General features: G+C 36.5%; 11 protein-coding genes. 9 read left to right on the forward strand and 2 right to left on the reverse strand.

The genetic code is table 11. The annotated features are described in order from the left end of the window. Positions 1 to 101: 101 nt before the first annotated feature. The 9 genes from murB (at position 102) to ELD05_RS02770 (ending at position 9,775) form a co-directional block, all read left to right on the forward strand. Positions 102 to 1,034: a UDP-N-acetylmuramate dehydrogenase gene (gene murB / locus ELD05_RS02730; RefSeq protein WP_127352914.1), complete on the forward strand. Its 933-nt coding sequence runs from the start codon at positions 102 to 104 to the stop codon at positions 1,032 to 1,034. Positions 1,035 to 1,055: 21 nt separating this feature from the next. Further along, a complete protein-coding gene (rapZ, locus tag ELD05_RS02735) occupies positions 1,056 to 1,928 on the forward strand; it encodes an RNase adapter RapZ (protein WP_127351263.1) in 873 nt (290 codons plus the stop codon). Between the two features lie 5 nt (positions 1,929 to 1,933). Beyond that, positions 1,934 to 3,250 carry a gluconeogenesis factor YvcK family protein gene (locus ELD05_RS02740; protein WP_127351264.1) on the forward strand — a complete coding sequence of 439 codons (1,317 nt, stop codon included), beginning with the start codon at positions 1,934 to 1,936 and terminating at the stop codon, positions 3,248 to 3,250. Positions 3,251 to 3,293: 43 nt separating this feature from the next. Continuing rightward, positions 3,294 to 4,271 (forward strand): DNA-binding protein WhiA, encoded by a 978-nt coding sequence (gene whiA / locus ELD05_RS02745; protein WP_127351265.1) that lies wholly within the window; start codon positions 3,294 to 3,296, stop codon positions 4,269 to 4,271. Further along, positions 4,261 to 4,539, forward strand: coding sequence for an HPr family phosphocarrier protein (locus ELD05_RS02750; protein WP_241243588.1), 279 nt, complete (start codon positions 4,261 to 4,263; stop codon positions 4,537 to 4,539). Before whiA ends, ELD05_RS02750 begins: the two co-directional genes overlap by 11 nt. 78 nt (positions 4,540 to 4,617) lie before the next feature. Further along, positions 4,618 to 5,865, forward strand: coding sequence for a homocysteine S-methyltransferase family protein (locus ELD05_RS02755; RefSeq protein ID WP_127351267.1), 1,248 nt, complete (start codon positions 4,618 to 4,620; stop codon positions 5,863 to 5,865). Between the two features lie 24 nt (positions 5,866 to 5,889). Continuing rightward, a complete protein-coding gene (locus ELD05_RS02760) occupies positions 5,890 to 7,704 on the forward strand; it encodes a bifunctional homocysteine S-methyltransferase/methylenetetrahydrofolate reductase (RefSeq protein ID WP_127351268.1) in 1,815 nt (604 codons plus the stop codon). A 102-nt stretch (positions 7,705 to 7,806) separates the two neighbouring features. Beyond that, entirely contained in the window at positions 7,807 to 8,304 is a 498-nt protein-coding gene (locus tag ELD05_RS02765) for a hypothetical protein (RefSeq protein ID WP_164742572.1), read from the forward strand. A gap of 184 nt (positions 8,305 to 8,488) precedes the next feature. Beyond that, positions 8,489 to 9,775: an IS110 family RNA-guided transposase gene (locus tag ELD05_RS02770; protein WP_127350861.1), complete on the forward strand. Its 1,287-nt coding sequence runs from the start codon at positions 8,489 to 8,491 to the stop codon at positions 9,773 to 9,775. Positions 9,776 to 10,329: 554 nt separating this feature from the next. Here ELD05_RS02770 and ELD05_RS02775 read toward each other — a convergent pair. Further along, positions 10,330 to 10,623 carry a hypothetical protein gene (locus tag ELD05_RS02775; protein WP_127351270.1) on the reverse strand — a complete coding sequence of 98 codons (294 nt, stop codon included), beginning with the start codon at positions 10,621 to 10,623 and terminating at the stop codon, positions 10,330 to 10,332. Beyond that, on the reverse strand, positions 10,583 to 11,899 hold the full coding sequence (locus ELD05_RS02780; protein WP_164742573.1) for an AAA family ATPase: 1,317 nt from the start codon (positions 11,897 to 11,899) through the stop codon (positions 10,583 to 10,585). Before ELD05_RS02780 ends, ELD05_RS02775 begins: the two co-directional genes overlap by 41 nt. Between the last annotated feature and the right edge of the window lie 203 nt (positions 11,900 to 12,102).

The following is a 12,102-nucleotide window of genomic DNA, read 5'->3' on the forward strand; positions in this document are numbered from 1 at the left end:
AATAGGTGATTAAAAATTTGCCTCTTTTCAAATAAGGAATTAAAATTTTTGTCTAAATATAATATAATAAATGTTGAAAAGATAGTATTCAGGTGATTGATGTGGAGTTTGAAAAAGGCCTTGAAAAACTCAATATTGAATTTTCAAAAGACAAGCCCTTAAAAGACTTCACAACATTTAAAATCGGCGGTAAGGCAAGATATATTGTTTTTCCAAAGAGTATAGATGAGCTAATTAAAATTATACAGCTTGCCAAAGAAAATGGAATTAGTTGGCGCATTGTTGGAAATTGCTCCAATGTCCTTATTTCAGACAAAGGTTTTGATGGTGCCATAATTACCACAACTAAGATGGATTTTTTTAAAACAGAAGAAAATTTGATTGAGGCAGAATGTGGGTGTATGATTTCTCAGGTTGCAAGAAAAGCATGCGAAAATGGCTTGAAGGGCTTGGAGTTTGCAGTAGGCATTCCTGGTACAGTTGGCGGTGCTGTGTATATGAACGCAGGCGCGTATGATAGTGAGATAAAAGATGTATTTGAGTGTGCAGAGGTTTTGGATGAAAATCTAAACATCCTTAAACTTGGAAAGTCAGATATGAGATTTTCATATAGATACAGCAGACTAAAAGAAGAAAAGCTGATTTTGCTGAAAGCAACTTTTCGCCTGCAATATGCGGGGGAGGAAGATGTCCCGCCCATAGAAAAAGCAAATGAATACAACCAGAGAAGAAGAGAAAAACAGCCACTGCAGTATCCAAGTGCAGGCTCCATTTTCAAACGTCCACCAGGGAATTTTGCAGGAAAGCTTATAGAAGATGCAGGCTTGAAAGGATATAGAGTTGGCAATGCTTGTATTTCTGAAAAGCATGCAGGTTTTATAGTAAACTTAGGTGATGCCTTAGCAGAGGATGTAAGAAAACTTATTTACCATACACAAAAGACTGTGTATGAAAAGTTTGGGGTACTTTTAGAACCTGAAATAGAGTTTATAGGCGAGTTTGAAACGCCACTTTTTGAGATACCCATAAAATAGAAAACAAAAAGGGTGATTTTGTTGGAGACAGTGATAATAACCGGAATGTCTGGCGCTGGTAAGAGCTTGGCAATTAGGGCATTTGAAGACATGGGATTTTTTTGTATAGACAACCTTCCTCCACAGTTTTTGCCCAAGATTGCTGAGCTTGCAAGTGCAAGCAATGACAAGATTTCAAGGATTGCAGCAGTTATTGACATCCGCGGTGGAGAGCTTTTTGACGATTTCAAGGATGTTTTAAATGATCTCAAAAAAGGGACATACAACTTCAAAGTTCTCTTTTTGGACGCGCATGATAATGTATTGGTCCAAAGATATAAAGAAACAAGACGAAAACATCCTCTTAGTTTTGAGAGTGACGGAAGCATCTTAGAGGCCATCCAAAAAGAAAGAGAAAAGCTTGAGGATATAAAAAAATATGCAGATTTTATCATCGATACCTCTACTCTTTCGCCGAGGGACTTAAAAGAAAAACTTTTTGAGATTTTTTCTGCTCAAAGATCTCAGGAAACTATGTTAATAACAGTTATGTCTTTTGGTTTCAAATATGGACTTCCTTTGGATGCCGACCTGGTATTCGATGTGAGATTCATTCCTAATCCTTTTTATATAGAAGAGCTAAAACACAAGACGGGAAAGGAAAAAGAGGTCAAAGAATATGTGCTAAAGTGGGATGTGACAAAGGAATTTTTAAAAAAGTTTTTTGATTTAATTTTATTCTTAATACCGAATTATGCAGAAGAAGGGAAAGCACAACTTGTAATTGCAATTGGCTGCACGGGTGGGAAGCATCGATCGGTTACGATTGCTGAAGAACTTTTCGAGCTTATCAAAAAAAATGGATATAAGGCGTCGATTTTTCATAGAGATATAGAGAAAGATATAAAAGGGTGACAGTCATGATATTTGATTTTCTAAAACCAGGGATATATATAAAAAGATGGATTTTGCTTATGGTTTTGTGCATTTTATTGATTTCAGCGTCATTGAATAGATACGTTGAAATCTTTAATTTTACCTTAGAGCTTCACCTATCCCTCAGGATAGCATTGTTTATAATTGGAATTTTGCTATTTTTCCTTTCACTGATGGGGTTGATAAGAGGTTTTATCAGGCTTTTGAACAGAAGTCTTCCTTATCGTATAAGTCAAAAGACAATCTTTGATGCTATCTATTCAAAAGGTTTTTTAGAAAAAGGACCAAGAATTGTTGCGATTGGTGGTGGGACAGGTCTTTCGACAATGCTAAGAGGTATAAAAAATCTTACTGCCAATATCACAGCTATTGTCACAGTTGCAGACGACGGTGGTGGTTCTGGAAAGCTCAGAGAAGATTTAGGTATGCTACCGCCCGGTGATATCAGAAACTGTATTTTAGCCTTGGCAAACACAGAGGAGATAATGCAAGAGCTTTTAAACTACAGGTTCAAAGAAGGAAGCCTGAAAGGTCAGAGTTTTGGCAACCTCTTTTTAGCTGCAATGACAGGCATCGCAGGAAGCTTTGAAAAGGCAGTAAAACTTATGAGCGAGGTCTTGGCAGTAAGAGGGAAGGTCTTGCCTGTCACGCTTGACAACATAAATCTTTGTGCTGAGCTTGAAAATGGGCAGGTTATTGTTGGTGAGTCAAGAATACCTGATGTTGTAAAGCAAACAAGAAGTGCAATCAAAAGAGTTTTTATCACACCTTCTGATGCAAAACCAAACGCAGAGGTTTTAGAAGAAATTGAAAAGGCAGATGTTATAATAATCGGACCGGGAAGTCTTTATACAAGCATAATGCCAAATCTACTCTTTGACGAGGTGGTTGAGAGCATAAAAAAGAGCCATGCAAAAAAGATTTACATTGCAAATATCATGACACAGCCTGGCGAGACAGACGATTATACCCTTTATGACCACATTCGTGTAATAGAGAACCACTGCAAAGGCAAGATTTTTGACATTGTAATTGTAAACAACCAGCCAATACCCCTTGATGTGCTTCAGCGCTATGAAGAAGACGGTGCAAAGCCAGTCTACGCTGACAAAAAGACAAAAGAGGATGGGTATGTATTAATCGAAGAAGGACTTTTGAATATCTCAAATGGCCTTATTCGTCACAACTCAGCAAAATTGGCAAGGGTTATTAGCAACCTTATCTATGGGAAAGACGTCATTCATGAGTATAAGTTGGGTTATTTTAGGCTGAAGAATCTTAGCAAGCCTTTTAGAGGCTGAACTTAACTTTTTCTCAAGCCGCTTTTTTGGGGGAGAAGAAAAGATGTCGTTTTCGTCGTCTGCAAAGGCAGAGGTCTCAAAGAAGCTAATGCAGGCTTCTTGCTGTAGAAAAGCTGCCATTGCTGCCTTTTTGAAGTTTGCAGGGGTAATATATCAGTCAGAAGGCATATTTTCTTTTAAGGCTTCATTTGAAAATGCCCAGACAGCAAGAGCATTTTTTCTTCTTATGAAAAATGGATTTTCTAAGCACTGTGAGGTTACAATAAAGAAGAACAGTAAGCTTAATAAAAACTATGTTTACACCATAATTTTACCACCAAGTACTGACAACTTGCAGGTTTTAAAAGAGCTGCACTTTGTAAAGAAGACTTCGAAAGAGCACATTTTAAGTTTTTCTCTCAAAGAAGAGCTTGTTAAAAAGAAATGTTGTAAAAAAGCATTTTTACAGGCAGCGTTTTTGTCATGCGGTTCAATTACCAACCCTGAGAAGATGTATCATTTAGAGTTTGACATGAAAACAAAAGAAGATGCTGAATTTTTGCAAAAGATTTTAAGGTCGTTTGAGTTTGAGGCAAAAATTGTTGAAAGAAAGTCCCATTATGTAGTATACTTAAAAGAAGGTGAACAAATAGTAGATTTTTTAAATATAATTGGTGCACATGCAGCTCTTTTAGAGCTTGAAAATATTAGGATTGTCAAAGAGCTGAGAAACAATGTCAATCGTCTTGTCAATTGTGAGACCGCTAATTTAGAGAAGACTATAAATGCCTCAATGAGACATATTGAGAATATTGAATTTATTGAAAAGACCATTGGTATTGACAGCCTTCCAGAAAACTTGCGCGAGATTGCAAGGCTTAGGATAAAATACAAAGATGCCTCACTAAAAGAGCTTGGCAGTATGCTCAAAAACCCCCTTGGCAAATCTGGTGTCAATCACAGACTGAGAAAGATAGACAAAATTGCCGAGGAACTTAGAAAAGGAGGAATATTATATGCAAAGCCTTCAGATGAAAGTTGAAAATTCTCAGGGCATCTCATCCAGAGGTGCAGCGCTTTTGGTTCAGGTTGCAAGCAAGTTCAAGTCCATCATTTGGATAGAAAAGGATGAGAAAAGGGCTAATGCAAAGAGTATCATGGGTCTGATGTCGCTCATGGTAAACTATGGAGATGATATAACAATTATTACAGAAGGCGAAGATGAAAAAGAGGCGTTAGATGCCGTTGTTAAGCTTATAAACTCTGACTTTAGTGAAGAGGTTGCAAAAGAAATTACACAAGAAAAATAAAGGAGATATGGATCATTAGAAGCTGCTTAAAAATGCTTTTTTAAGCAGCTTTTTTTAAAATCTTGAAAAAGAGAGAGGATGGATGTCATTTTGTTTAAAAATGATGTTTACAAAAAGGTTTTAGTTTTTGACGGTGCAATGGGCACTCAGCTTATTCAAAACGGGCTAAAAGAAGATGAATGTCCAGACCTGTGGTCTTTGACAAAGCCGGATGTTATAGCAAAGATACACAGAGACTATTTTGAAGCAGGGTCTGACTGTGTTGAAACAAACACATTTGGTGCAAACAGAGAAAAGCTAAAAAAGTACGGGCTTGAAAATGAGGTTGAGAAGATAAACAAAGCTGCCATTTTGCTTGCAAAAGATGTTGCAAAAGAGTATGGGGGGTATGTTGGGCTTTCTGTTGGGCCAACAGGAAGGCTGATGAGGCCATCTGGTGACTTGGAATTTGATGAGGCAGAGTCTGTGTTTTATGAGCAGATTTTGGCAGGAATTGAAGCAGGAGCTGATTTTATTTCTATTGAAACAATGTCTGACATAAAAGAGGCAAAGGCTGCGTTTTTGGCGTACAAAAGGGCAAAAGAAAATGCAAACAAAGATGTTGCTTGTTTGGTTTCTTTGACATTTGAAGAGAATAAAAGACTACTTATGGGCACACCGCCTGAGGTTGCAGCTTACTTTTTTAGTTTTATTGGTGCAGACCTTGTTGGTGCAAACTGCTCAGGCGGGGCAAAACAGCTTTTAGATGTTATAAAGTCTATGATCGGATTTTCATTTGTGCCGCTGTCCACAAAGCCAAACGCAGGACTCCCTAAAATGATTGATGGAAAGGTTATATACGAGGATTGTATAGCTGATTTTGAATCTTCAACAGAGGAATTTATCCAAAGCGGTGTTAGACTTTATGGTGGTTGTTGCGGTACAAATCCTGAGTATATAAAGGCAATTGCAAAGCTTGTAAAAGGCAAAAATATCTTGTTTGAAAGCGATGCAGAAAAGAGGTTTATAACTTCAATATATTCAATTTTAGATGTATCATCTAAATTTAGCGTTTATGAATTCAAACTCACAAACGACTTTTCACAAGAAAGTATCTTTGAACTTGTTGGCATTGAAGAAGATAGTATACTTGTTGACATTGATGAAGGTGTAGAACAAGAAATTTTAAAAAGCTTTTTGCTTGAATCACAGGACTTTTCAAAAAAGCCTTATATATTTAATATCAAGACAAAAGAGCAAGCAGATTTAATTGACAGATACTATTTTGGTGTGTATGGTTCAGTATCGAACCTTTGTGGCAGCAGCGGAATCAAAGTGGAGATTTAAGAGAGAAGATGAGGAGGGGCTGGATTGAAGAGCTTTAGAGAGTTTTTGAGTCAGCAGGATATTGTGCTTTTTGACGGTGCAATGGGTACAGAACTTTTGAACAGAGGTTATAACAAAGATTTTCCACTTGAGTGGGCAAACATCTCAAACCCAGATCTTGTAAAAAACATTCACAACGACTACATTTTAGCAGGAAGCCAGTGTATAGAGACAAATACATTTGGTGCAAATGAGTGCAAACTAAAACTCTACGGTTTTGAAGGGCAAGTTGAGAAAGTAAACAGAAGCGCTGTAAAGCTTGCAAAAGAGGTAGCAGGGCAAACAGCATATGTTATTGGAAGCGTTGGTCCTCTTGGAAAGCCGGTTGGCAGTGGATTTGAGATAGACGACAAAAAAGCAAAAGAGGTTTATAAAAGGCAGCTTTATTTTCTTTTAGATGAAGGTGTGGATGCTATTCTGTTTGAGACAGCTGCATCCACACATGAAGTTTTTATTGCGATTGAAGCTTTAAAAGAGCTTGACAGTAACTTTCCATACATTGTCCAGTTTTCATTCTCAAGAGAGCTAACTACAGCGTACGGTGAGGACATTTACAGGGTTATAGAGTTCTTGAAAAACCTTGATGCAGATGTTGTAGGCCTTAACTGTGGCAACGGTCCACACCAGACGTTAGAAGCTTTGAAGATATATTCCCAGCATTTAAAAGGACCGTTTTCTGTTCAGCCAAATGCAGGCTATCCTCAGCTTTTGCAAGGAAGGCTTGTGTATTCAACTTCTGCAAATTATTTTGCTTCGTTTGTAGATGAGTATGTAAAATGTGGGGCAAAGATAATAGGTGGGTGCTGCGGAACAACACCTGAGCATATAAAGGCTATAAAAGAGAGGATAAAGACAATTAGCAAAAGTGTAGAAATTGAGGTTATTGAAAAGAAAGAAGAACAAAAGAGCATTTTGAAAGACACACCCTCTGAGCTTTCACAAAAACTTGGTAAAAAGTTTGTCTTCACAGTTGAGATAAGTCCACCAAAGGGAATAGAGCTTGAAAAGACAAAAGAAGGTGTAAAACTTTTAAAAGAGGCGGGGGCAGACACGGTAAATATTGCAGATTCACCAATGGCAAGAGTGAGAATCTCACCGATTGCACTTGCGCATATATTAAAAGAAGAGCTTGGGGTGGAATCAATCCTTCACTTTACATGCAGAGATAGAAATCTTATTTCTCTTCAATCAGAACTTTTAGGTGCAGCAGCATTGGGTGTTAAAAATGTTTTGGCACTGACAGGTGACCCACCATCAATTGGCGATCATCCACAGGCAAAACCTGTTTTTGATGTTAACTCTGAAGGACTTGTACTCATTTTGAACAAGCTCAACAGCGGGACAGACTACATGGGGAATCCAATTGGCAAGGCGACAAACTTTACAATTGGCGTTGCATTAAACCTTAACGCAGATGATTTGAACAAGGAGATTGAGAGACTCAAACGAAAAATAGAAAATGGGGCGCATTTTATAGAAACTCAGCCAATTTATGAGGTGGAGAGCTTAGAGAGGTTTTTTGAAAAGGTGGATTTTAAACTGCCGCCAATTTTAGGGGGTGTTCTGCCTCTCAGGTCATCAAGACATGCTGAGTTTTTGCACAACGAGGTGCCGGGGATAACAATACCAGATAAAATCCGTGAGAGGATGAAGAACTCAAAAGACCCTGTAAAAGAGGGAATAGAGATTGCTTGCGAGATTGTTGATAGAATAAAAGGGATGGTCTCAGGAATCTATATAATGCCACCTTTTGAAAAGTATGAAATGGCAGCAGAGATTATTAAGAGATTTAGGGCTTGAAAAGGTTGTTATAATTGTGGAATAATATTGAAATTATTCTATCGTTATGTTTAAACCAATTTGATAGAATAATGCGAGGATAATTTAATGGGGGTTTTTATGATGTCAGAAAGAGAAATGTTAGAAAAGATATTGGAAGGTATTGGAGAGATAAAGACTGAGGTGAGTGAGGTCAAATTAAGACTTGACAGAGTTGAAGAGAGGCTTGACAGGGTTGAAGAGAGGCTTGACAGACTTGAAGCAAGGGTCGACAGGCTTGAAGAGAGGGTAAGTAGGCTGGAAGAAAAGGTAAGTAGGCTTGAAGAGAGGGTTGAAGAGTTAGAAAAACAGGTTGAGCTGCTTGACAAAGAGGTTTATGCTCTGCGCCAGACAGTCCAAGAGAATACCAACAGCATAAACACGCTTTACAATGGCCTTGCATTTTTAGTAGAATTTAGAACCCAGATGTTAAATTTCAAAGAAGAGATGACAGCTTTTAAAGATGATGCTAAAAAGAAGATAGAAGATTTAATTGAAACAAGCAAAGCCACAAAACAACTTTACGGTGAGCATGACGTGGATATAAAGATTTTGAAGCAGAAGATTGGGATGGTTGTGTGAATAAGCTTTTAATATTTCAAAAAAGGCTGCTCTCTGCAACTTTTGTTTACGAGCATTCCTGTAATGAACGAAAATGAGTGAAAATGAAGAGAAAAGAGATTTGAAAAGATAAGGTACCTCCTGATAAAATTAATAAAGTAAGTTGTACAACTTACGAAAAAACACAACAAAGGAGGTACCCTCTTTGAAGTATACACAAAATGAAAAGATATTACAAGTCACAGAAAGAACTTTAGTTGTAGGAGTAGATATAGCAAAGGAAAGGCATGTTGGTAGAGCATTTGACTTCAGAGGAGTGGAGCTTGGTAAGAGAATAGAATTTGAGAATAGGAAAGAAGGTATGGAAAAATTTCTGGATTGGGCAAATAAGATAATGAAAGCAAATGGCAAGGAGAGTATGATAGTTGGGATAGAACCTACAGGGCATTACTGGCTGTGCTTTGAGCAGTACTTAAGAGAGAATGGCATAAAAGTGGTATTAGTGAATCCTTTTCACGTGAAGAGGAGCAAGGAGCTTGATGATAACACGCAAACTAAGAGTGATATAAAGGATCCGAAGACGATAGCAATGCTTGTGAAGGATGGAAGATACACAGAACCAAATATACCCGAGGGTATATATGCTGAGATGAGAGTAGCGATGAACATATATGAAAGGCTTCAAAAACAGCTGAATGTTTTAAAAAATCAAATAATCAATTGGCTTGATATATATTTTCCAGAGTTTTTAGGAGTATTTTCTGATTGGGAAGGCAAGACAGCAATAGCGACGCTGAGAGAAATGCCATTGCCTTGTGATGTAGTAGGGAAGGAAGTAGAAGGGATTATAGAGTACTGGCGTGACAAAGTAGATAAGCGAGCGATTAGTCGCAGGAGGGCGATGGATTTAACAGAAGCTGCCAAAAGAAGTATAGGTAAAAAAGAAGGTAGAAAGCTGGCAAGACAAGAGATAAAATATTTGCTTGAAGAATATGAGCTTTTAAACAAGCAAGTAGAAGAGATAGAAGCCGAGATGGCAGAGCTTTTGAAAGAGGTGCCGAATGGCGATAAGCTTCTTGAAATAAAAGGTGTTGGAGTGAAGACAGCAGTTGGATTTATTTCAGAGGTTGGAGATATAAAGAGGTATGAGGATTCGAAGCAGATACAGAAATTAGCGGGACTCAATATAGTTGAGAATAGTTCTGGCAAGTACAAGGGTCAGACGTGTATAAGTAAAAGAGGGCGAGGAAGGCTCAGAAGTAGCTTGTTCAAGGCCATGATTACAATAGTAGCAAAGAATGAAGAATTTAAGCAGCTGCACAGGTATTACACCACGCGAGAGAACAATCCCTTGAAGAAGAAGCAATCATTAATAGCACTGTGTTGTAAATTGATAAGGGTGTTTTATGCGATTTTGAAAAAAGGCGTAAAGTATGATGGGAACAAGATGTTGAGCGATATAAAGAGAGAGGCTTTAGCAAGGACAGCGTGAAGTGAAGCGAAGTGAGAAAAATTGCTTGAACATTCTTAGTTTAAAGCAGGAGAAATAGTTTGAGTGATTCACATCTTGAGGGGGTAAAGAAATTCTTAGCTTTGCGAGGAGATTAAGTCATGTCGAGTAGCAAAGCGCCCCTTTTAATAATAGTTCACATCTTAGAAAATGTATTGATGGTTAAGAAATGAAGGAGAAAGGATTAAATGATTTTTTATAGAAAGTAGATTGAAAAATGTGAGCGGGTGGTCAGAGTACATCCTCCATACGGGCGAAGACCCTGCATACGAGCATAACTGACGTCCACGCCATGGTAGATGGGACGAGGGAATTGAGGGCAAGTGAGAAAAGACCCTGAGAGACATGAGAGGGTAAACACCATGGTTGTTGTGGATAGATACCCGCCGTAATATGGTAGAGCAACAAGATAAATACAAGAGAGAGGCTGAGTCTAAGCTAGGTATGGTAGAATAAAGCAATAATAACAATATCAAGAACAAAATTATTTGTTTCGATAGCGAATTTTAAAGAAATCGCGAGATATTTTGAGAAAATCAAAGGTATATTGAGAGAGGAGGTTTAGGACTGTATTCTGAAACGTCCGTATCAAAGGCAATAAACACAATAAAAGAAAAATCTATAAATTCTTTACTTTTCAAATATCTTTTTTGCATTATTTTTACAGGCATATCTCTACATTTTCCAGAACCTTTGACATTTATTGGGTCTTCAACAGGAATCTTTTTGGAGCTTATTGAAATCAAATAATCTAAAATTTTCTTAAATGGTGGTTTTTCAGTATCTCCTTCACAAAAGAACACTACCATCTGTTTGTATTTTTTGCTCATTCTCTATTGCTCCCAGCATTTTTAAAAATTCCTCATCTGGATTTATATACATTTCAAAGATGTAGTCTCCCAAGTTCATTCCCATTTCCCTAATTTTATTATAGATTTTGTTACGTTTATTAAGTGGTAATTTTTTGAACACAGCAATTCCTTTATCATTAGGTACTGCCAAACAAATGTTATCAATATCTAAAAATTGTATCAAATAAGGTGAATGGCTTGTTATTATTATTTTACAATTATCGCTCATATTTGACAAGGTTATAAGCAATTTTTGCAACAATTTTGGATGAATAGAATCTTCTAACTCTTCAAACCCAATTAATGAATAACCTTTTAAATCAGCTAATATCAATGATGTTAAAAAGGCAAATATTCGCAAAGTTCCGCGTGATAAAGAGGAGATATTTAGAGATTTTGTTAAGTTTTTCTCTTTCACACGCATAATATACATCTTGTCTGCAAATTCTTCATCTTTTGGCAGCCCTTTAAAAATGCTCTGCGGTTTAACTTCAGCAACATCTAATTCTTCTATAGAAGGAAATATATTTTTAAATCCGTTCATTAGATATTCAAATTTTTCTGGGTAGTTAGTTTTCAAGTCATACACAGTGGTTAATATGTCAAAGAGGATATTTTCTTCTATAGAATACTTGGGCAAGCTTGTCTTAGAAGGTATTAAATAGAAAGACAATTCAGGTAAAACCTTGGATATCATTTCAATATTCAATTTGTTTATCTCATCTACTATTTTGTGATAAAAGAGCTCGTCATTACTTTTTAACTTGTTAATCACTAAATTGTTGCTTTCAATCTTGGTTTCCTTGTCACATCTGTCCTTAGGTGATGACTTGATAAAAGCTTTGTCTGAGGTACGACGAATGAATTCAGAATACCTTTTTCCTTTTTGATTCGGTTTTATTTTAAGCCACTCTTCTGTAATTGAAGTATTAATATTTTTGGATGACCATGTAAATTTATAGCCATAGTTTACTATTACTTCCATTCCGTCAAAGATAGTTTTGGCTTCGATTTCATAATAAAACTCAGAATTTGTTATGTTTTTGTTAATAGGTATAAAAGGCGAAAAACTCATCATTGATGATTTTGTTTTTTCATTAGCTTTGATAAAATGGTTGCCAAATTCTATAGCTTGGAGCAGGTTTGATTTTCCATATCCGTTTGGTCCTACAATAGCAGTTATTGGATGATTAAATTCAATACTGGTATTTTGAATGTTTTTAAATCCAGAAACTGTTATTTTTAGTATTTCCAATTTAAATTTCACCTCACGCAATAAAATATTTCACAATCAAATTATATATTAATTTTTTCATTTTTACAAGTAATTTATACAAAAAAATTTGTTACATGACGTAAATATATTGCTGTAAATATATATTTCTTTTATGATTTAGATATAACGTTGCCAAACAAATATTTTGATTGTTTTATTTTAATACAATTTTTTAAAATAAT

This window comes from Caldicellulosiruptor changbaiensis, from assembly GCF_003999255.1.
GTDB lineage: Bacteria > Bacillota > Thermoanaerobacteria > Caldicellulosiruptorales > Caldicellulosiruptoraceae > Caldicellulosiruptor > Caldicellulosiruptor changbaiensis.